Source organism: Paenibacillus andongensis (assembly GCF_025369935.1).
Lineage (GTDB): Bacteria > Bacillota > Bacilli > Paenibacillales > NBRC-103111 > Paenibacillus_E > Paenibacillus_E andongensis.
This window is the reverse complement of sequence record NZ_CP104467.1, coordinates 7146506-7168321: the sequence shown is the minus strand read 5'-3', so window position 1 is coordinate 7168321 and position 21816 is coordinate 7146506. Positions and strand designations below refer to the sequence as shown.

Here is a 21816-nt window from a genome sequence, read left to right as displayed (position 1 = left end):
TTTGGTGATGATGGCGGAGGGGACCCACGCGTTCCCATCTCGAACACGACCGTTAAGCCCTCCAGCGTCGATGGTACTTGAACCGCAGGGTTCTGGGAGAGTAGAACGTTGCCAAACTAGTATAGGGATCTTTTGACGAAGTCAAAAGTCTCTCTACATTCCCTGATAGCTCAGTTGGTAGAGCACTCGACTGTTAATCGAGTTGTCACAGGTTCGAGTCCTGTTCGGGGAGCCATTGCTTCCATAGCTCAGTCGGTAGAGTGCATCCATGGTAAGGATGAGGTCACCGGTTCGATTCCGGTTGGAAGCTCCAGTAATTTATTAATAAGGCCCGTTGGTCAAGTGGTTAAGACACCTCCCTTTCACGGAGGTAACAGGGGTTCGAGTCCCCTACGGGTCACCATTATTTTTTTAGTACGATCCCATGGAGGCTTAGCTCAGCTGGGAGAGCATCTGCCTTACAAGCAGAGGGTCGGCGGTTCGATCCCGTCAGCCTCCACCATTCACTTCATAAGCCGTTGTAGCTCAACTGGTAGAGCAACTGACTTGTAATCAGTAGGTTGGGGGTTCAAGTCCTCTCGACGGCATGTTATCGATGGGGATTAGCCAAGCGGTAAGGCAACGGACTTTGACTCCGTCATGCCAAGGTTCAAATCCTTGATCCCCAGTTCTTCACATGAGTCATTAGCTCAGTTGGTAGAGCACCTGACTTTTAATCAGGGTGTCGTAGGTTCGAATCCTACATGACTCACTTTGCCTTATTTACAGCATGCGCGTATGGCGGAATTGGCAGACGCACTAGACTTAGGATCTAGCGGGTGACCGTGGGGGTTCAAGTCCCTCTACGCGCATCAAATCCTCAGCAGTATTTATACTCCTGAGGTACCCATGCGGAAGTGGCTCAGCGGTAGAGCATCGCCTTGCCAAGGCGAGGGTCGCGGGTTCGATCCCCGTCTTCCGCTCCATTTATTAAGCGCCCTTAGCTCAGCTGGATAGAGTATTTGACTACGAATCAAAAGGTCGGGAGTTCGAATCTCTCAGGGCGCGCCATTTTTCATATGTTATTACCACCTTATCGGGACGTAGCTCAGCTTGGTAGAGCACCTGCTTTGGGAGCAGGGGGTCGCATGTTCAAATCGTGTCGTCCCGATAGACACGCGGGCGTAGTTTAATGGTAGAACTTCAGCCTTCCAAGCTGATCGCGCGGGTTCGATTCCCGCCGCCCGCTTCTAATGAAAAAGATCACCTTCGGGTGGTCTTTTTTCGTTTGAACGGGGACGGAAGAGAACCATGTGGGTTCGGCCTTTCCGTGAAGACATCATATATACCCAAGTAAAATGCGCATCCCATATACCACTAGTTGTTTTCCAGAGGAAGCATGTTGAATGACTTATTGGAGTAATCCCATCACCCACCTTACAAGTTACAAACACTGAAAACCTTGAATATAAGGTTTTTTTTGTTTTCTATAACTTGTGCATAGATGTAGAGTGAGTTAATAGGCTGCTGCTGAGGTCCAAATTCGACTGCATTTACATATTCTTAATAAATAGGTGAATTAGATAAACAAAATTTTAATTTATGGTTATTTAGCAGGAGGAATCTTATGTGACCAGCCAGCAAGTTAACCAGCTTGTACAAACATTTAAAGTGAAGATTAAACATATGCAATTTGTGAAGTCAGGTGTTTACCGTTTGATATCTACCGATGGAAAACAACATTGTCTGAAGAAGATGAGTTACACCATACGACGATTGCGCTGGATGGATCGGGTGTTGAGGAGGATTCGGCACCAGGGCTTTTCCAACATTGCCTGGCGGAATCCGTTTGAGCAATCAGGGAGACGTCTTTATGCCAGACGATCGCGCGGAGGAACCCTATACATTCTTACCCCTTGGTTCAATGGACGGTCACCTTCACCCGCCTCGCAAAAGGACCTTAAAGCTTGTGCTGCAACATTAGCCCGATTTCATCTTGCTGGTCGCAAAGCAACACTTCCCCGATCTGGCGCCCTCAATATGCTGCGGAAATGGCCTGCCCTTTTAAAAGCACGCGAATCGTTATTGAAAAAACAAATAAAAAAAGCAAAACGAAATGGTCACGGCAGTCCGATGGATCGTTTGCTGCAAGTTCATGGGGATGGCCTTCTCCAGAGATCACAGGAAGCACTGCGTATACTTAGACACAGCAATTACAAAGCAGTTTGTAAGAGGGCCGCGAAAACCGGCGCCTTGTGTCACGGAGATAGTGGACCGAAAAATTTTGTTCTTACCTTCGGTGGAACGTATATGATCGATTTTGAAACACTGCGTTTTGACTTGCGGGCGTACGATCTCTTTCGTATGATTCGTCTTTCCTGCAAGAACAAAGGATGGAAATTATCAACGGCACGTTCCATACTGGATGGCTACCAAAGCGTTTCCAAGCTTGAACGTTCAGACATTGAGTTGATCAAGGTGTGGCTCCAATTTCCGAACAAAGCATATAAGCTGCTGTCCCGCTACGATCGATCGAGAGCCGAGGGTAAACGAAAAATCGAACAAAGTCTAGAAAAAGTGATTGCTGACGAACGGCATATCATCTCATTCCTCCATAGGCTAAGCCAATATGTTCAAAAGGGTTGATTGTGATGAGAATCTGGGTCATGACGAATGAATACGAAGGTCATATTGTTGGCGGGCTTGGCATCATCGCAACAAATCTTTCAAAAGCGTTGGCAAAAAGGAATGGGATATTCCTAACTATTATTTGCAAGGGTGCTAGTCGTGAAGTGACCGTTGAAAACGATAGCTCGATAAGGGTCATTCGATTTCCCAGTTGTTCGAAGTATCATTCGGTTAGAAGTCAAAAGTTTAATACTGTACCGATTGCCAGATGGTTGCAAGCGCATGGCTTTACAAGGCCGGACTTGATCCATATTCACAGCTTGCAGTGTGATGATCTCGCTAAATATTATAAACACAAATATCGTATTCCGGTCATCTATACATGCCACTCTCTAGTCGTATTGGAAAAAAGAAAGAGTGGACGGACGAAGATGGCTGCGCGTCAAAAAAAACTGATTCGTATCGCAAATGCCATAACAGTACCCAGCCAGTGGCAAAAAAACAAGAACAGGAAATATTACCCCTTTTATAAGGGACAAATCAAGGTAATTCAAAATGCCGTGTCAATGAAAAAAGAGATAAGCAAACCGCCCCCCAATCCTTACCATTTGTTGTATGTCGGTCGTTTGACTGCAATAAAAGGGATTAAAGAGTTGCTACATGCTATTTCCCTGCTTAAAAAAAGCGATCATCAAATAAAGCTAGATATCGTAGGGAAAGGATCTAAAGCTTACACGATTAAATTAAAAAAAACTGCTCAAAAACTAAATATTAATAAGAATGTCAAGTGGATTGGAAAGCTCAAACCGATGGCCGTTCAGAGATTATATTCTTCCTACGGAGCTGTAATTGTTCCAAGTCGCCATGAGTCTTTCGGTTTGGTCGCAATGGAAGCAATGGCCAATGGGGCTCCGCTTGTGTCAACCCGGAATGGTGGCCTTAACAGCTTTGTGAACAAGAATAACGCAAGTGTTATTCGAACAGTAACAGCTTCAAATATCGCTTCAAGTATCAGGGAGATATGGAGAAAACCTGACGTGACCATGAGCCGTGTTAGAATAGCCAAGGATACGGCGTATCGGTACGGCTGGGCAAAAATATCAAATCAGTACTTTTCGTTATTCTCCAAGTATGCAAAAGGGAGGAGGACTAATGTTGCCAGTACGCCACTGGAAATTGAAAAAGATATGGAAAACGAAGCGCCAAGGCCAAGTATGGATCGTCCAGAATACCTTGGGGAGGCGCGGCTACTTTAAATTTTCAACTAAGAAGCAGTGGTATTTTTCGGGGCCTATGATCGCTAATGAATATATCGCATCAACACTGGCTCAACGTCTTGGATTCCCTGTCGGCAAGCTCCAATTGGCTAAGGTCGCTGGACCCGATGGTAATCTGCAATCAGGAGTTGTTTCCAAAGAGGTAATGGCCAAGGAGGTCATAACTTGGAAAAAGGCCGGAAGACACGTCTATTTAAATCCAGCCCAATATGTCAAGCGGCTAGCTCTGATGAGGCAGCTGATCGTTTTTGATGCGTGGATTGCCAATATAGACCGCGCTGCAGGGAAAAATCTCATACTATACCGAAAAGCAAACGAAGAAAAATATAATTGGTATTTAATCGACCATGGACACACCCTTTATGGATCACCGAGAAAATGGAAGAAGCGACCATGGGACGCTTCCTTTTGGAGAAACATACGGAAATTCTATCACACTCCCAAGGGGCTACTGCGGTTACAATCCTCCTGGACAGTCCTAGAACCGATGGTTCAAAAAATAGAACAACTTACAGAAGCGGATATAGAAACTGCTCTGAATGGTGTACCGAAAGGGTATCTTAGCGCTAATAAGCGCCAGTTCATTAAAAGGCTTCTACTCACACGAAAAAAACAATTACGCCGTATGATCGAACGTTGGCTCGCCAGTAAAGGATTGAAGGAATACCGTAAGTAAACATGAATATGAAAGGCACTAACACTAAGGCACTAATATTTCGTTAGTGTCTTTTTTTCCTCCGACCTCACCTGCGAGGTCATTATTCACAGTCCCGTCTGCGCATTTATCAAGAGAATTCAGTGGAACAGGCATGTAGTGATACATAAATTACCACGGCCCAAGGGGCTTTTTTTTTATTTTAATACTATGTGCAGAAGGCGGATTGTGGTAAAATATTCTGAAATGAGTTTTTATAGCATCTAGCTTTGGTAGAGAGAAGCATTAATGCATCATAGTGAATAGATGAGGTGGAGAGTTATGTTAGAGAATGATATTGTCCTACAGAAGCAAGCAACGAATAACCTGCTGCGCAGGGACGTACGCTTCTTGGGCCACATACTAGGTGAAGTTCTGGTTCATCAAGGCGGTAATGATCTACTTGATGTTGTCGAGAGAATTCGTGAGATGAGTAAGTCTTTAAGAGCACACTATGTCATCGAGATATATGATGAATTCAAGAAAACGATCTCTTCCTTGGATCCGGAGATTCGTCATCAAGTGATCCGTGCATTCGCTGTTTACTTCCAACTTGTTAATATTGCTGAGCAGAACCATCGGATTCGTCGTAAAAGAGATTACGAGCGTTCCTCCGGTGAATCCGTACAGCCGGGTTCCATAGAGAGTATTGTGCAAGAGTTAAAGAATAATCACATTCCATACGCAGAAGTTCAAGAGATTCTTAAAGCTATCTCTTTGGAATTAGTCATGACAGCACACCCGACAGAAGCTATGCGTAGAGCTGTGCTTGATATTAATCTTCGTATTTCGGAAGATATGATGAAACTCGATAATCCTATGCTGACTTATCGCGAGCGTGAGCAATTGCGTGAGAAGCTGCTAGGAGAAGTTCTTAATCTTTGGCAAACAGACGAGCTGCGTGATCGGAAACCAACGGTTATTGATGAAGTTCGTAATGGTATGTATTATTTTGACGAAACTTTGTTTGATGTACTTCCAGAGATCTATCATGAGCTTGAGCGCTGTTTAAATAAATATTACCCACAGGACTCTTGGCACGTGCCGTCCTTCTTGAAATTCGGTTCTTGGATTGGTGGGGACCGTGACGGTAACCCATCGGTTAAAGCGAATGTGACTTGGGAAACATTAGGATTGCATCGTCAACTGGCTTTGCAGAAGTATGAAGAAGTGCTCAAAGAAACCCTTGAGCATATGAGCTTCAGCAAAAGCATTGTGAACGTTAGCGACGATCTAATTGAATCTATTCAATGCGACCGTGAAGCTATGGGGAACATCCAGGACGTTTGGCGTAATGAGAAAGAGCCATATCGCATCAAGACGACATATATGATTGAGAAGGTTCATAACACTGGCAATCCGAATGTTCCTACAAGTCAGAAATATAACAGCCCGGAAGAGTTTATTAGTGATTTGAAAATCATCGATGCTAGCTTGAGGATGCACTTTGCTGACTATGTAGCTGACAAATATATTAAAAAGCTTATTCGTCAGGTTGAGCTATTTGGCTTCCACTTGGCTGCTCTGGATATCAGACAGCACAGTAAAGAGCATGAGAATGCGATGACTGAGGTTTTGGCGAAGATGGGCATCACGAGTAATTACAATAAGCTATCGGAAGAGGAAAAAATCAGTCTCTTAACGGATGTACTGAATGATCCAAGACCGATTACATCTACGTATTTGGATTACTCGGAAAGTACACAAGAGTGTTTGGATGTTTATCGTACGGTAGGCAAAGCACAGAAGGAATTCGGTCGCAACTGTATTAACAGCTATCTCATCAGTATGACGCAGGGAGCAAGCGATCTCTTGGAGGTTGTTGTTTTTGCGAAAGAGGCTGGATTATATCGCAAAGAGAGCGATGGCAGTGTGACGAGTACACTGCAGTCTGTACCTCTTTTTGAGACGATTGATGACCTGCATGCGGCTCCTGGCATTATGAGCACGTTGTTAGCGATCCCTGCTTACAAAGCTAGCCTTGACCCAGAGACAATGCTGCATGAGATTATGTTGGGCTACTCTGACAGCAATAAAGACGGCGGTGTGATTACAGCGAACTGGGAGCTTCGTTTGGCGCTCCAGGATATCACAGAAGCTGCTAAACAATACGGCGTGAAGCTGAAGTTTTTCCATGGCCGTGGCGGAGCACTTGGCCGTGGCGGTATGCCGCTTAACCGCAGTATTCTGGCTCAGCCGGTTGAAACGCTTGGTGGCGGCATTAAGATTACGGAGCAAGGCGAAGTATTATCTTCCCGTTATTCTTTGCAAGGCATTGCATACCGCAGCTTGGAGCAAGCGACTTTTGCGTTAATTACGGCATCCAAATTGTCCCGTTCTCCGCAAAGACATCCACTGGAAGACAAGTGGGAGAACATTATGCGTGGTATTTCGGAGCAAGCTCAGACGAAGTATCAGGATCTTATTTTCCGGGACGAAGACTTCTTAACGTTCTTTAAAGAGTCCACTCCGCTTCCTGAGATTGGCGAGCTGAATATCGGTTCGCGTCCATCAAAGCGTAAAAATAGCGATAAATTCGAAGATTTGCGCGCAATTCCTTGGGTATTCTCATGGACCCAAACGAGATATTTGCTGCCGGCATGGTACGCGGCGGGTACGGGTCTCCAAAGCTTTTATCAAGGAAATGGAGCGAACTTAGAAACTTTGAAAGAAATGTATGAGAATTGGTCGTTCTTCCAGACGATGATTGATAATTTGCAAATGGCTCTTGCCAAGGCGGACCTTCAAATTGCTAAGGAGTACGGCAACCTGGTTAAAGAATCTGCAATCGCAGAGCGTATCTTCAATCTCATTAGGGAAGAATATGAACTGACTTCGTCCATCATTTTACAAATTACAGGTCAACATGAGATTTTGGATAATGTTCCTGTTATTCAGGAGTCCATCCGTCTGCGTAATCCCTATGTAGATCCGCTGAGCTATATGCAGGTAGAGCTGCTTACTGAGCTTCGTGCACTACGGGAGAACAACGAGGATGATGCTATCCTGCTTCGTGAAGTGCTGCTTACGATTAACGGAATAGCCGCTGGGCTTAGAAATACGGGCTGATAAAACTTATAGCGTAGAAGTAAGATACAGGATGATAAAGTCGGGGGCCACGTCTAACGTAGGCAGCTCGACTTTTCCTGTCCTTATACGAAATGCCCATAGACGGGAGTGGTACAGCAACATGGGGCGATGGTTAGCAATGGTTCTTGTCATTATCGGGGCGTCAAGCTACGGCTTGCTTTCCTCTTTTATCAAGATGGCTTATGATCAAGGATTTACAGATGGGCAAATTACACCGGCACAAATGACGATGGGAACCTTGTTTGTATGGTTGTTGATTCTTTTTCACAAAAAATCATGGGTCAATCCCTTTAAAGGTCCTTGGATTAAGCTTGGTTTGATAGGTATTTTTGGATTGGCTTTAACAACGGTCTTTTACAATATTGCTTTAAAAGAGTTGAATGCTTCTTTATCGATTATTCTTCTGTTTCAGTTCACATGGATGACCATTGCAATGGATTGTATCGTGAAACGAAGGCTTCCAAGAAAGGCAGAGAGCATCGCGATTATCTTGATACTGGTGGGGACTTTACTTGCCGTAAATGTGTTTGAGACGAACTGGGAACAATTCAGCTTACTGGGAATTTTGTATGGTTTGTTGTCGGCTTTGACTTACAGCATTTTTCTCTTTTTCACTGGACAAGTGGTTAGTACCCTGCCTCCTCTTATGAATTCGGCTATTATGCTTACCGCGGCGATGCCAGTTATGTATATCTTGTATCCACCAACGGTCTTCGTGCATGAGAATGGAAGTACGCTGCTGTTATGGGGGCTTTTGTTGGGCTTCTTGGGGCAGGTAGTGCCTACGGTGTCGTTTAATATCGGAATTCCGCGCATCGGTAGTACGCTTGCCGCTATGCTTGGATCGGTGGAGCTGCCAGTAGCCGTTATTGCTGCATACCTACTTATAGGAGAGCCCGTAAATGGGTTACAATGGTTAGGGATGGGACTGATCATAGGAGGCATAATTATTTCTGAAAACAAATCATGATTTCTGCGTATGTATATGTAGTAAGATCGAATTGTCGAGAAGCCGGAGGAAATCGAATTGAACTTTGTAGAAGCACGTCTGGCTAAGGTGGCCAGGAATGGGGATCGGAATGCTTTTGCAGAGCTTGTAGAGCTCTATAAGGACAAGATCTTTCATTTGGCTTACCGTATGCTGAATAATAAGCAAGAAGCCGAGGATGCCGTGCAGGAGACGTTCTTGCGGGTGTATACCAATCTGCACCGATATGATGAGAATCAAAAGTTTTCGACTTGGATTTTCCGGATAGGGACGAATCTGTGTATCGATAAGCTGCGTCGAAGAAAAAATACCTACTCGCTTGATGCGGAGATGCCAGATGGAGAGGGTAATGATTATTATGCCATGCTCCCGAGTCATGAGGACACACCTGAGAAGCAAGTGATTGTATCCGAAACCCAAGAACAAATACGCCAAGCCATTGAAACGTTACCTGAAAAATATAAATCTGTTGTGATTCTGAGATATCTGCACGATATGTCATTGCAGGAGATAAGCGACGTTCTTGATATGCCAGTTACAACGATCAAAACGCGTGTACATCGAGGGCGGGAGTACTTGCGTAAAAGGTTAGAGCAGGAGGAACAAGGTGCTAGCACAAATCCTGTTCATATGTGAAACATATTTGAAATTCAAACGTATGGTATACCACAACATGCAAAAGTCTAAGAAAGGGGTGGCTGAATCATGAATTGTAAAGAAGCCCTCCCGCTCATACATGAATACCTCGACGGTGATTTGCAAGGATCCGATTCTCAGCGATTGAAGGAGCATTTGATATCCTGCCAAGCATGTCATGCTTTGTTCAGACAATTGGAGAAAACGGATGCGATGGTTAGAATGCTCCCTCCCGTTAGAGTACCTGATACGTTAACTGCACAAATCATGAGCGGACTGCCTCCAGTGAAGAAGCGCAATTCCTGGATGGACTTCATTCGCAGGCATCCTGCTGTATCGGTAGCTGTTGTTTTCGCTACTGTCATGTTCGGAAGCTTCATGTCCATGTGGAATGATGATACGAATTTGATGGTGAAGGGAAGTAACCTTCAGGACGTTGTGATTGAGGGCGATACGGTTACTGTACCGCAAGGGCATACGGTGAAAGGTGATCTTGTTGTTCAGCGGGGTAAACTGAAAGTTGAAGGCGATGTAACAGGAAACTTAACTGTTATTGATGGTTCTCTCAATCTAGCGTCAACCGCGCATATTTCTGGGCACGTCACGCAAGTCGATGAAGCATTGGGCTGGGTCTGGTATAAATTAGGCGAGTTCGTAGGCATGCTCTCGCATTAACTTGAAACGTCTTCCAAATGGCTTATGCCAGAGGAGGACGTTTTTTTCTTCACATCCTAATAAAATGAACCAAACTTGATTTGATAACGTCTTGTGAAGAGAGAAAAATAGAAGTATAACTGGGTTTATGTTATGATTCTATTATAGAGAGATCACTGTGTTCAGTCGCTGGGGGAGAATAATAAATGGACTTACTCACGAGCATCTCGGCTAAGGATATCGTTGATATTCTGATCGTTAGCTATGTGATTTATAAACTAATCCTGTTGGTGCGTGGGACAAGAGCTATTCAACTTATGAAGGGTATCCTTGTGGTCGTCATCACATGGGTATTTAGTATTTGGTTTAAGCTCAGTACGCTGCAGTGGATGATGAACCAAACCTTTACGTTCGGGGTTCTTGGGGTCATTATTATTTTTCAACCTGAACTAAGAAGGGCATTAGAGCAGTTGGGCCGGGGGAAGCTATTCAGCCGATCTTCTACGGAAGAAGATCAAGATGTGAATAAGCGGATTAGTGAAGTGATACGTGCTGCGAATTATTTAGCCAAAAGAAAGATAGGGGCCTTGATTGTTTTCGAGAAAGAGACCGGTCTGACCGATTATGTCGAGTCCGGTATTGCGATAGAGAGCAAGATCAGCGCAGAGCTGTTGATTAATATTTTCATACCGAATACGCCGCTTCACGACGGGGCTGTGATTATTCGTCAAGGCCAATTAATGGCGGCTGGTTGTTATTTGCCCTTGTCTGAAAATCCCTTTATCAGTAAAGAGCTTGGTACACGGCATCGTGCGGCCATTGGGATGAGTGAGGTTTCAGATGGCATGTGTATCATTGTTTCGGAAGAGACGGGGCAAATCTCGCTCACAATGAATGGTCATATCGTGCGGGATATCAAAGAAGAATCTTTGATTGCCAAATTGTTCGAAGAACTGAAGCCGAAGGCGAAAACAAAAGAGAAGAACCCTTTCTTGAAATGGAGGGGCCGTTCAAATGGATAAATGGTTACGCAATACGAATGTGGTGCGGATTGTTGCGCTTGTTATAGGGATTTTGTTATGGGTTGTCGTTCACATGGAAGAAACCAATCTATCCGGAAATTCACCTCTCCGCGAGCGGGAGGAAACGATAAATAACGTAGCCATTACGGCAAAATATGATGAGACTCACTACCACATTTCGTCGATGGCTCCTGCTAATGTACAGATTATTGTGAAAGGGAAGGAATCATCGGTTAAGAAAGTGACGACCAGTAATTCCTATCAAATTGAGCTCGACTTGACGCAAGTGGGCAAGGGTGATCATCAAGTCATGCTTAAACCTGTTGGTTTTCCTTCAGATGTAGATGTACAAATTGTTCCTAGAACGGTTCATGTGGTTATCGAAGAGCTGCAGATGAAGGAAGTGCCAGTCGTCATTAATGTCAAAGGAACACCAGCAGCGGGCCTCAAAGCCGGACAGCCGATTGTGAAGCCAGCCAAAGTGTATATTACTGCGCAGACCAGCAAGCTGGATCAGATCGAGAATGTTCGCGGCGAAGTCTCGGTCGATAAGGCCCAAGCTGCCGTTACGAAGCAAGTGAGACTGCAAGCTTTTGATAAAGATGGCAAAGAAGTAACATTGAATATTAATCCTTCTGTTGTCGATGTTGAAGTGCCAATCACGAGTCCGTTCCAAACCATTCCGCTGCAGATGAAGATTAGTGGAGAGCCGCCGAAAGGTTTCGCGATAGCGATGGTTACTCAAAATCCGGACAAGGTAACTGTCTACGGTACTCAAGATGTTGTAGATCGTCTAGAGTTTTATCAAGGGCCGCAGCTGAGTGTTCAGGATCTGAAGGAAACAAAGGAGTTTGCACTGGACATTCCCTTAAGGAATAAAGTAACACAACTGGATCCTGCCAAAGTTACGGTTCACGTGGAAATTGTTCCTTCCATTACGAAGGCTTTGGAAAACGTACCGATCACGATTATTGGTCAAAACGAAAACTATAATACCAAAGTTACACTGCCGGAGACGGCAAAGCTAAACATTACGGTAGAAGGCGCTCCTGCACTTATTGATCAAATGAAAGTGCAAGATGTACAGGCGATCCTGGATGTTAGTAATTTGCCGCCAGGCAAGCATGAGCTGAAGGTGACCTTAAATCTGCCGACTTATGTGAAGCTGGGTATGCCGCAAGAAGTAAAGGCGACTGTAGAAATCAGTGAGAAAGCACCAAAGTAACAAATCCATAATGGGTTGTAGAAAAAGAGGAGAATATAAACATGGGGAAATATTTTGGTACAGATGGTGTACGAGGAGTCGCTAATGGCGAACTGACACCAGAATTAGCTTATAAGGTAGGCCGCTGTGGCGGATATGTATTAACGAGACAGGCCAAGCATCCGAAAGTCGTGATCGGGAGAGATACACGGATCTCGGGTCCCATGCTGGAAGCTTCTCTCGTGGCAGGATTGCTATCGATTGGCGTTGAAGTTATTCGTATCGGTGTCGTCAGCACTCCGGCGGTAGCGTATTTAACGAAGAAGCTCGGAGCCGATGCAGGCGTTATGATTTCGGCTTCGCATAATCCGGTTGAGGATAACGGGATTAAGTTTTTTGGAGGCGACGGCTTCAAACTGCTAGATGAGACGGAGCTTGAAATTGAGCAGCTGCTTGACGCGGCTGTGGATGAATTGCCTCGCCCCGTCGGCGGCGAGATTGGCACGGTTTCGGATGCGCCGGATGCGAAGTTCGCTTATCTGGCGTTCTTGAAGGAGACGGTATCCGAGTCTTTCGCGGGATACAAGGTCGTTCTGGACTGCGCGAATGGCTCAGCCTTCGAGCTGGCTCCTACGGTCTTCCGCGAGCTGGGAGCGGAAGTGATCACCATCGGCGCTGAGCCGAACGGTCGCAATATCAACGATCATTGCGGCTCCACGCATCCTGAGAAGCTTCGCGCAGAAGTGGTGAAACATGGCGCAGCCATTGGTCTTGCTTTTGACGGTGACGCGGATCGTCTGATCGCGATCGATGAGACCGGTGATGAAGTCGACGGCGACTTCATCCTTAGCATTCTGGGCGATGCGCTGAATCGCACAGGGAAGCTGAACCACGGCACGATTGTGACGACGGTGATGGCGAACATTGGCTTTTTCAAAGGAATTGAAAAAGCGGGTCTTAAAGCTATGCAAACCGCAGTAGGCGATCGCTACGTGATGGAAGAGATGCGTAAAGGCGGTTATAACTTAGGCGGAGAGCAGTCGGGGCATGTCATCTTCCTTGATTACATTCCGACCGGAGATGGGATTCTGACGGCTTTACAGCTGGTAAACACGATTGTCCACTCAGGGCGTAAGCTTAGTGAGTTAAAAGGAATTATGCGTAAGTTCCCACAGCTTTTGGTTAATATTCGCGTTGCGGATAAAAGCAAGCTCAAGGACAACGCTGTGATTGAAGATGCCATTCGTAAAGTGGAAGAAGAACTCGGAGATAACGGCCGCGTATTGGTGCGTCCTTCGGGAACAGAATCATTGATTCGTGTCATGGCTGAAGGTCCTGACAAGGAGCAAGTTGAGGCTTACGTTCATGATATTGCTAAGGTTATCCAAGAGCAATTAGTATAAAGGGTAGGACACTTGGATCCCCCTTTCGTGCTTCTTGCTAATTGGGGGATTTTCCAAGAAAAAATAAGTTGCGCGTTCGCGCTAAAATGAATATGATGTATTTGACTCAAGAAGGAAAGGCAGGATAGAGGTTAATTAAGCAACAAATAGCGCCAGAACTCGCAAGCGGGACGGAAATGTAGTGAGAAACGCTACTACTACGCAGGTGAGTTGACGAGGTGAAGGTGTTCGAAACATTCGGCGGGGACCTTCCGGCATGAGGAGTGCCGTTAAGTTGGAGAGCAAAAACGTTTGGGCGACCAGGCTGACAAGTATCCAACATCTACTTAATTATTTATTTATAAAACGTAATGTTCGTCCTTATATATGGTTTATTTGATTCGCCGTTTTTCTTGTCTATCTGATTGATTTATTAAAACAGGATCTTTGAAAAATAGCCCTAATAAAAGAGGCTTATAAAACTATGGAGGTACTACTATGTGCGGAATTGTTGGTTATATTGGAAAGCGTAATTCTCAGGAAATTTTATTGGAAGGGCTCAAAAAGCTCGAATATAGAGGCTATGACTCTGCAGGTGTAGCTGTGTACACGGCTGATGGTTTACAAATTAAGAAGGCAAAAGGCCGTATCGCGAATCTTGAATCCAAGCTGGATGAAACTCCACTGACCGGAAGCGTTGGAATCGGACATACGCGTTGGGCGACACACGGTAAGCCTTCGGATGTGAACTCTCATCCTCATACGGATAATTCGATGAAATTTTCGGTTGTGCATAACGGCATTATCGAAAATTATATTAGCCTCAAAGAAGAGTTGACTGCGAAAGGTCATAAATTTGTATCTGAGACGGATACAGAAGTTATTTCTCACTTAATCGCTGATTTGTATGAAGGAGATATCCTCAAAGCCGTTCAAAAAGCTGTTAAGCATATGACAGGTGCATTCGCACTAGGCGTACTGACCGAATATGAGCCGGATCGCCTTGTCGCTGTGCGTCAGGCTAGTCCTTTGATTATCGGTATTGGCGAAGGCGAGAACTTCATTGGTTCGGATATCCCTGCTATTCTTGAATATACACGTAATGTGTTTATTTTGAATGATGGCGAAATGGCGCTATTGACGCGCGATGGTGTCGAATTAATGACTTTAGAGGGGAATTTTATTTCCAGGGAAATGTTTCATGTCGATTGGGACATTGTAACGGCTGAAAAAGCCGGATTTGATCACTTTATGTTGAAAGAAATCTATGACCAACCCAAAGCTTACCGTGACACAATGGGCAGCCGTATTTCCCCAGATGGTCTTAGCGTGACGCTGAACGAGCTTACGATTACTGCTGAAGCGATTCGCAACATTAGTCGTGTTCATATTGTCGCTTGTGGTACAGCCTATCATGCCGGTATGGTTGGCAAGTATGTTATTGAGAAATTGGCGCGCATTCCGGTGGAAACGGATGTTGCCTCGGAATATCGTTATCGTTCACCGATTATCACGAAGGATACACTTGTCATCGTAGTTAGCCAGTCTGGTGAGACGGCTGATACGCTTGCTGCGCTTCGTGAAGCTAAACGTTGTGGTGCGCATGTTATGGCCATAACAAATGTGGTAGGAAGCTCAGTAGCACGTGAAGCAGATGATGTGATCACAACTTGGGCGGGCCTTGAAATTGCAGTTGCGTCTACTAAGGGATATACTTCTCAGTTAATTGCTTTCTATCTGCTTGGCTTGCACCTGGCTCAAACGTTAGGAACACAAACATCGGATGAGATTAAAGAAGCGGTTAAAGCATTGAAAGAGCTGCCGGCTCAAGTGGAAGAAATTTTGGCGCAAGCGGAAGCCATTAAAGTAGTTGCTGAGGAGATGGCTAAGCACGATAATCTCTTCTTCATCGGAAGAGGCTTGGATTATGCTGTAGCGATGGAAGGCTCTTTGAAGCTGAAAGAGATTTCTTACATTCACTCTGAGGCTTATGCCGCAGGCGAATTGAAGCACGGTACACTAGCGCTCATCGAGGATGGTGTTCCGGTGATTGCGTTGGCTACTCAGCATGAACTGCTTGAGAAAACGGTAAGCAATATTAAAGAAGTGAAAGCTCGCGGCGCAAATGTACTCGGAATTGCCGTTGAAGGCGAGTTGGAGCTGCAGAAGTCTGTAGATAGCACCTTCGTTATTCCGAAGACGCTGGATGTTCTATCGCCTGCGTTGTCGGTCATACCGCTACAACTGCTTTCGTATTACGCGTCGTTGGCGCGTGGTAATGATGTTGATAAGCCTCGTAATTTGGCGAAGAGCGTGACGGTGGAGTAGGTTTTGGTTAATTAGACACTGCTGTGAATGCGTTAAATATTGTGTGTAACTGAAAAATAAACAATGTAACTGATAAAAATAACTTGTAACTCTGCAGAAAGATTGTAACTCGGATATTTTTGATGACATCACAGCGATGTCCTATGTAAAAAAACTCGGAAAATACTCCTTAGAAAAGTCCCGATGATAAATACTTCATCGGGACATTTTTCTTTTATAAAAGGGAGATGAGGATGGCATCTACATTAGGCGATAGAAGGAACAAGGGTTGTTGCCGGTTTATTCGCGCTTATCTTGGCTGTTGCAACTCTCAAGGTTAAACTCGCGGTCGGGTTCCTTGGAAACGGACAGATGGCTGGTTATGAACTTGAAGTGGCTTTGTTTGCAATTTCCATCTATCTTGCCCTGAAGAACAAATCATTCTGGGCATTAGAAAATATTATTTATCGCTCGAAAAATGCTTAAGAAGGGGTGCGTATCATGAGTGATTTTCACCGGGAACCGAACACTAATGTCGGGCAAGTGAACCTTAAGGTTCAAGACTTAGAATGTGCTTTGAAGTTTTATCAAGAAGTCATTGGCTTTAAGGTCCTGGAACAAACAGAAAAATCAGCAAACCTTACAGCGGATGGAAAAACGATACTGTTATCCATCGAACAACCGGATAACGTTGCACCAATGCAGGGGAAAACGACAGGGCTGTACCATTTCGCCCTACTTCTTCCTACACGTTCCGATTTGGCTCAAATTGTTCAGCATTTTGCCAATATTGGACTTCGGTTCGGATCTTCGGACCATCTTGTCAGCGAAGCCCTTTACTTGTCAGACCCAGATGGAAACGGGATCGAAATTTATAGAGATCGTGAACCTTCGGAATGGAAATGGAATCATGGCGAAGTGGAAATGGCTGTTGACCCATTGGATTTCAGGGACCTTCTTTCAGGGGTGAAGCAACAGGCATGGAATGGATTGCCGGCTGATACCATGATGGGCCATATCCATTTGCATGTATCGGAATTGGTAAAGACAGAGGAGTTTTATGTGAAGGGACTCGGTTTCGAGGTTGTAAATCGATATGGGACGCAGGCGCTTTTTATTTCAACGGGAAAATACCATCACCACATTGGATTGAATACATGGAACGGTGTAGGGGCACCCAAACCATCTGAAAACAGCGTCGGTCTTCAATCGTTTACTTTAATCTATCCCAATGCTGCAGCAAGAGATCGCGCTGTAGCTAATCTGCAAAATATTGGTGTACCCGTTTCAGAAGAAAATAGTGCATTTGCTACAAGCGATCCATCTGGGAACCGAATTCTCTTGCTGATTTAAGCGGAGGTCGAGGGACGAATTATGAATTCGGGAATTGGAATCGGTCTTTACACGCTTGCAGATCTTGGTCCATAGTAGACCGCGATCGGAATCTTGGTCAGCTTCGCAAAGTCGTCCTTAGAGACGGGAAATTACCCCTCAGAAAAGTCCCGATGATAAATACTTCATCGGGATATTTTTTTTATGAAAGGGAGATGAGGATGGCATCTACGTTAGGCGATAGAATTAGGCTAATTCGTAAACCAATCGCTTAAGTCAAATTGATTTCTCCAATTGTTAGATAAAATAGTTATAATGAACGAAACCAACATCCCAGTTTGCTTCTACGTAGGTTAATTTGGAAACAATGGCATTGTACAGTGAGTCAGTGAACCATTGGTTGCCAAATCAGAGCTACAAAACAAAAAGGAGTTGGTTACTACTATGAGTATTTCCACAAAATACGTCGGCCTAGACGTGTCTAAATCCAAAATCGCAGTTGCTATCGCAGAAGAAGGTAGACAAGAGTCTCGCTATTGGGGGACGATTCCGCATACGAAAGAAGCCGTCCGCAAACTTATGCAGCAACTACGCAAAACAGAAGAAATTGTACTGGAAGTATGCTATGAAGCCGGACCTACAGGATATGTACTCTACCGTTGGCTGTTGGAGATGGCAATTTCGTGTACCGTCGTTGCTCCCTCTCTAATTCTTAAACGTGCAGGAGATCGGGTAAAGACAGACAAAAGGGACGCTTTGCGTTTGGCGCAATTGTTTCGCGCTGGCGAGCTCACATCTGTCTACGCCCCCACACCCGAGGATGAAGCGCTACGAGACTTAGTTCGTGCCAGGGAAGATGCGAAGGAAGATTTGAACCGGCACAAGCAACGGATAGGAAAGTTTCTGTTACGAAACCAGCTTGTAGATCCGAAGGGCTCTACACCATGGACGTATGCTTACGAAGCGTGGCTTGAGGCGTTGAAATTTACAGACGACTGCCAGCGTCTTGCTTTTCAAGAGTACCGCCAAACCATATGGGAAACGAAAGAAAGAATCAAAAGGTATGAAAAGGAAATTGAACAACAAGCAAAAACGAATGTACAAGCTCCACTCATCCAAGCGTTACAAGCATTACGAGGCGTAGCAGTTCTTACAGCAACAACACTTGCATCGGAGATTTGCAATATATCGCGTTTTCCGAACCCCACATCTTTCATGAGCTATTGCGCGCTTGTACCTAGTGAAAGCTCTACCGGAGATAGCCGCTGGCAAGGTAAGATTACGAAGACCGGCAACGCCCATCTCCGAAGAGTATTAGTGGAATTAGCTTGGAGCTACCGCCACAGTCCCTCGGTTAAGAGGACGATGAGAGAGCGCATTGCCGGTCTGCCACCAGAGGTACAAGCTATCGCTTGGGAAGTACAGAATCGTCTACACAAGAAATATAAAAGTATGATACGTATAGGGAAACATAAGGGAGCAATTACCGTTGCTATTGCGTTCTGGGTTGGGTTAAGTAAAGCATGATTAAATTTGGAGAGGTGGTGATGAGGGGTCGGGATCATTTTTTATCTCGGAGTCAGAATCAGGCAAGGTGAAGAGAAAATCCGCGTAATACTTTTGAGCAAGTTTTTTGGCTGATGCCCGTAAATAGTTAGCGGTAAACTCTTCAGACGTATGTAGAATGTGTGAGAATTCACGAATATCAGATTGCTAACCAGCGATTTGCTTTTGCCTCCGAGCTAAAGAATGATCCCCCCTTCCGTCCCCCTAAAGGGGAAACGCAGGGAGTACACTCCCTGCACCCGTTACTCGCCGTAAGGCAGGCCGGTAAAACCCTTGAAGTATGGAAGATCAGGGCCCCTGTCAAGGAAAGCACTAACCCTGAGGCAGCGCACACGAACCTTTGCTTGCATCCGATAGAACACTGATCTACGGTGTAAAAAATGAAGCACGATTCATGAAAATCTCTTGGATATTTTCAATAATCGGCCCATCCTCTTCTGACTTGCGTTTCACCTCGATCCACTCGGGATCTTGCCGGAATGTGCCCCAAAGCTGCTGACGTTCGTCCGTATCTTTATATGCCAATACGTAATACAGCTTCGAAAGGCCAGTTTGATCGATCCAGAAATCGGTTACTTTTATCCCCAGCCGCTCAAAGATCGTGAGCGTATGCTGGCTGAAACGCTGTTGAATGGCTTCCATTTTACCCTCGTACATCGTGTAAATACGCAGCTCGTACAGCATGACCATTCCCTCGCTTTCATTACTCCTGTTTTGTGCGATCTGCTCTTAAAGTAGCATGAATTTTAATGGGAAGGCAATATAAAAAAACGCTAGGCACAATCTTGACAGACTTTTATTTAAGTTTGTCAAAAACTAGAGAGCAACAAAGGCGCATGACAGGTTTCGTTCATATCAAAGTATTAGACTTGCACCCGTTGATTAAAGGGCAGAAGAGTTCAATAAGAAAGCTCTCAATCGGCAAATGGGGATTTCCATTTTTTGTTTAAATCCGGATTTACAAGGACCTCTTTATAAGTGTCAATTTTGTAATCAATCATCCTTTGTGTCTCCAGTAATCTGTCAATCTCGTTCTGAATTCTATTCTTGTGTTCGATTAGAATGGAGACTCTCTGAGGGAGTGAAGCTTCACCCATTTCGTAAAGCTTGCGGAAACGCTTCATTTCTTCCAGTGTCATTCCGGTTGCTTTGAGTCTCGTTAAAAAGACCATGCCTTCCAATTGATGTTTACTGTACGTTCTGTGTCCGCTTGCTTTGCGGTCGGCATACGGAAGTAAGCCGATTTTCTCGTAATAGCGGATCGTATCTTCCGACAGACCCGTGAATTCAGCCGCCTGTTTAATTGAGCTTACGGTTTCGGGCATGTCGATCACTTTGCCGCACCTCCTGACGTATTACCACGGTATCACTCCGTTCTCATCAAAGAAACCGCCGTTCGGACCATCGCCCAGAAGGGTGGCGAGTTTCACGACAATGGAAGCGCCCTGTTCAACGGTACGATAACCCGTATGCCCATTCAAATCCGTAGCTGTGTACCCTGGATCAGCTGAATTTATCTTGATCGGCGTATCTTTTAATTCTTTGGCAAACAAGACTGTTAGTGCATTGACAGCCGTTTTCGAACTCATGTAGGCGAGCAAATTTACTCCGTATTTTTCGGCATCCGATTCCGGGGTATTATACTCGGTCAAGGAAGCCAAGCCACTTGAAAGGTTTACAATTCTGCCAGCAGGCGATTTTTTAATCAAGGGGAGCATTGCCTTAGTGACAGAAAAACTGCCGAAAACATTTGTCTCATAAGTATTCCTTAGAACAGTTAATTCGTGTTGACTCGGAGGAAGACCACTTTCCAAGCACACGCCAGCGTTATTAATCAGAACATCAAGAGCTCCATACTGATCATCAATTTGTTTTACTGCGGATTGTATTGTATCCAAGTCTGTTATGTCCAGGGTAATTGCCTTTGCATTTATGTTCTCAGCCGTCAGGGTAGCCGTCGCTTCCTGTCCCCTTGCTTCATCTCTTGAACCGAGCAATATTGTGAATCCTAGTTTGCCCAATTGCCTAGCAGTCTCAAGACCAATACCTTTGTTTCCGCCAGTGATCAAAACTATTTTTGATGTGCTCATGATTACTCCTCCTAAAAGTGATATTTACTTGACTTACGATCACTATACAACTTGGAGTACACTCCAAGTCAAGAGCAACATTCAAGATAGAATGTCCTGTTATTGGACTATTGGGGGCGTTAGTTCAATAAAACAGCAGCAGTCTAGAACTTTATTTTCTTTCCATGGCTGCTGTTGTTTCATTTTTTAGGTTAGTCTAATACTTTTTTTTCGGAGTGTGACGGTTTGTAAATCGAAAAATCGCGCGAATTCAATACATCCAGTCTAATACTTTATTGTCTCAAGACATCTAATCTTGAACTTAGTGAAACGGAGAATAAAAATAGACTTTATAAATGTCCCCAGTGCAATGAAATTATGAAAGATATGGGCCATGATTTCAAAGCACCAAGGCAAGATGATAAGAAGCAATGGACAAAAGCAGAATTTCTGTATAATAACGGATTCACGTATCATTCCTGTGGATGCAACGGTCCAGGTTATCGGCCTGCAAAATTATCAGAAGTAGAAGAGTTTATAAGTAGGAATAAAACATTTAAATCAGCAGGAGAGAATTTATTTCAAAAATTATCAATCAAGATTAAAGGTCCATAAAAAGAAACTTATATGACTAAGCTAACGGGTACGATAGTTCAATCAAACAGTGGCAGTCTATTACTTTATTTTCTCTCGACACCAGTACCATTCGGGCTTTCTCATCTGGGCTGAACTTTCTTCTTGAAAGTACACATCATTGAAGAATATGGAACTCTTATTTTCTTTAGTAAGCCAGGTAAATAAGACTAAGTGGGGCTTTTTAGGTGATAAAGGAGGAATTCAACATTATTGGTTTGGGCATTAAAACTAGCCAATCTAGTAAACCAAGTGGGACAAGCAAAACGACTACGACTACTCATCGGGTCTTTGAGTGTTACGACAAACACCTCAACCATATCTTTCCGAATGTATAGGCCTTCCAAAAGAGAAG

Annotated in this window: 18 protein-coding genes, 12 tRNA genes and 1 rRNA gene; 28 read left to right on the top strand and 3 right to left on the bottom strand. The window is 44.6% G+C overall.

What is annotated here, in order from left to right; translation table 11 throughout:
- The 27 genes from rrf (at position 1) to NYR53_RS31915 (ending at position 18720) form a co-directional block, all read left to right on the top strand.
- Positions 1-117, top strand: a 5S ribosomal RNA gene (gene rrf, locus NYR53_RS32045).
- Positions 118-159: 42 nt separating this feature from the next.
- Positions 160-235, top strand: a tRNA-Asn gene (locus NYR53_RS32040).
- A 2-nt stretch (positions 236-237) separates the two neighbouring features.
- Positions 238-313: transfer RNA gene (locus tag NYR53_RS32035), tRNA-Thr, on the top strand.
- A gap of 15 nt (positions 314-328) precedes the next feature.
- Positions 329-403, top strand: a tRNA-Glu gene (locus tag NYR53_RS32030).
- Between the two features lie 23 nt (positions 404-426).
- Positions 427-502 (top strand) — tRNA-Val (locus NYR53_RS32025).
- A gap of 12 nt (positions 503-514) precedes the next feature.
- Positions 515-587, top strand: a tRNA-Thr gene (locus NYR53_RS32020).
- 9 nt (positions 588-596) lie between these two features.
- Positions 597-668, top strand: a tRNA-Gln gene (locus NYR53_RS32015).
- Positions 669-678: 10 nt separating this feature from the next.
- A tRNA-Lys gene (locus NYR53_RS32010) sits at positions 679-751 on the top strand.
- Positions 752-771: 20 nt separating this feature from the next.
- Positions 772-851: transfer RNA gene (locus NYR53_RS32005), tRNA-Leu, on the top strand.
- A gap of 39 nt (positions 852-890) precedes the next feature.
- Positions 891-965: transfer RNA gene (locus tag NYR53_RS32000), tRNA-Gly, on the top strand.
- A gap of 8 nt (positions 966-973) precedes the next feature.
- Positions 974-1050 (top strand) — tRNA-Arg (locus tag NYR53_RS31995).
- 26 nt (positions 1051-1076) lie between these two features.
- Positions 1077-1150, top strand: a tRNA-Pro gene (locus NYR53_RS31990).
- A gap of 7 nt (positions 1151-1157) precedes the next feature.
- Positions 1158-1228, top strand: a tRNA-Gly gene (locus NYR53_RS31985).
- Between the two features lie 380 nt (positions 1229-1608).
- On the top strand, positions 1609-2625 hold the full coding sequence (locus tag NYR53_RS31980) for a YutH/CotS family kinase-like spore coat protein (RefSeq protein WP_261303059.1): 1017 nt from the start codon (positions 1609-1611) through the stop codon (positions 2623-2625).
- Between the two features lie 20 nt (positions 2626-2645).
- Positions 2646-3863, top strand: coding sequence for a glycosyltransferase family 4 protein (locus NYR53_RS31975; protein WP_261303058.1), 1218 nt, complete (start codon positions 2646-2648; stop codon positions 3861-3863).
- Complete coding sequence (locus NYR53_RS31970; protein ID WP_261306621.1) at positions 3760-4560, top strand: HipA family kinase; 801 nt, start codon at positions 3760-3762, stop codon at positions 4558-4560. Before NYR53_RS31975 ends, NYR53_RS31970 begins: the two co-directional genes overlap by 104 nt.
- 300 nt (positions 4561-4860) lie before the next feature.
- The gene (ppc, locus tag NYR53_RS31965; RefSeq protein ID WP_261303057.1) at positions 4861-7647 is read left to right on the top strand and encodes a phosphoenolpyruvate carboxylase; all 2787 of its coding nucleotides are present in this window, start codon (positions 4861-4863) and stop codon (positions 7645-7647) included.
- Positions 7648-7768: 121 nt separating this feature from the next.
- On the top strand, positions 7769-8638 hold the full coding sequence (locus tag NYR53_RS31960; RefSeq protein WP_261303056.1) for a DMT family transporter: 870 nt from the start codon (positions 7769-7771) through the stop codon (positions 8636-8638).
- Positions 8639-8695: 57 nt separating this feature from the next.
- Positions 8696-9292, top strand: a complete 597-nt coding sequence (sigW, locus tag NYR53_RS31955; RefSeq protein ID WP_261303055.1) for an RNA polymerase sigma factor SigW — start codon at positions 8696-8698, stop codon at positions 9290-9292.
- 69 nt (positions 9293-9361) lie between these two features.
- Complete coding sequence (locus tag NYR53_RS31950; RefSeq protein ID WP_261303054.1) at positions 9362-9967, top strand: zf-HC2 domain-containing protein; 606 nt, start codon at positions 9362-9364, stop codon at positions 9965-9967.
- A 185-nt stretch (positions 9968-10152) separates the two neighbouring features.
- A complete protein-coding gene (gene cdaA / locus NYR53_RS31945; protein WP_029198171.1) occupies positions 10153-10968 on the top strand; it encodes a diadenylate cyclase CdaA in 816 nt (271 codons plus the stop codon).
- Positions 10961-12193 carry a CdaR family protein gene (locus NYR53_RS31940; protein WP_261303053.1) on the top strand — a complete coding sequence of 411 codons (1233 nt, stop codon included), beginning with the start codon at positions 10961-10963 and terminating at the stop codon, positions 12191-12193. Before cdaA ends, NYR53_RS31940 begins: the two co-directional genes overlap by 8 nt.
- 41 nt (positions 12194-12234) lie before the next feature.
- Positions 12235-13575 (top strand): phosphoglucosamine mutase, encoded by a 1341-nt coding sequence (gene glmM, locus NYR53_RS31935; RefSeq protein ID WP_261303052.1) that lies wholly within the window; start codon positions 12235-12237, stop codon positions 13573-13575.
- 477 nt (positions 13576-14052) lie between these two features.
- The gene (glmS, locus tag NYR53_RS31930) at positions 14053-15882 is read left to right on the top strand and encodes a glutamine--fructose-6-phosphate transaminase (isomerizing) (protein ID WP_261303051.1); all 1830 of its coding nucleotides are present in this window, start codon (positions 14053-14055) and stop codon (positions 15880-15882) included.
- Between the two features lie 294 nt (positions 15883-16176).
- Positions 16177-16347: a hypothetical protein gene (locus NYR53_RS31925; RefSeq protein ID WP_261303050.1), complete on the top strand. Its 171-nt coding sequence runs from the start codon at positions 16177-16179 to the stop codon at positions 16345-16347.
- Positions 16348-16362: 15 nt separating this feature from the next.
- Positions 16363-17214 carry a VOC family protein gene (locus NYR53_RS31920; RefSeq protein WP_261303049.1) on the top strand — a complete coding sequence of 284 codons (852 nt, stop codon included), beginning with the start codon at positions 16363-16365 and terminating at the stop codon, positions 17212-17214.
- 423 nt (positions 17215-17637) lie between these two features.
- Positions 17638-18720, top strand: a complete 1083-nt coding sequence (locus tag NYR53_RS31915; RefSeq protein WP_261303048.1) for an IS110 family RNA-guided transposase — start codon at positions 17638-17640, stop codon at positions 18718-18720.
- Between the two features lie 405 nt (positions 18721-19125).
- Here NYR53_RS31915 and NYR53_RS31910 read toward each other — a convergent pair whose 3' ends face one another.
- The 3 genes from NYR53_RS31910 to NYR53_RS31900 all read right to left on the bottom strand — a co-directional run bounded on the left by NYR53_RS31910 (position 19126) and on the right by NYR53_RS31900 (position 20849).
- On the bottom strand, positions 19126-19449 hold the full coding sequence (locus NYR53_RS31910; RefSeq protein WP_261303047.1) for an NIPSNAP family protein: 324 nt from the start codon (positions 19447-19449) through the stop codon (positions 19126-19128).
- Positions 19450-19673: 224 nt separating this feature from the next.
- Positions 19674-20084: a MerR family transcriptional regulator gene (locus NYR53_RS31905; protein WP_261306595.1), complete on the bottom strand. Its 411-nt coding sequence runs from the start codon at positions 20082-20084 to the stop codon at positions 19674-19676.
- 30 nt (positions 20085-20114) lie between these two features.
- Positions 20115-20849 carry an SDR family oxidoreductase gene (locus NYR53_RS31900; RefSeq protein ID WP_261303046.1) on the bottom strand — a complete coding sequence of 245 codons (735 nt, stop codon included), beginning with the start codon at positions 20847-20849 and terminating at the stop codon, positions 20115-20117.
- A 357-nt stretch (positions 20850-21206) separates the two neighbouring features.
- Between NYR53_RS31900 and NYR53_RS31895 the strand changes: the two genes are divergently transcribed.
- Complete coding sequence (locus tag NYR53_RS31895; protein WP_261303045.1) at positions 21207-21443, top strand: hypothetical protein; 237 nt, start codon at positions 21207-21209, stop codon at positions 21441-21443.
- Positions 21444-21816 lie beyond the last annotated feature (373 nt).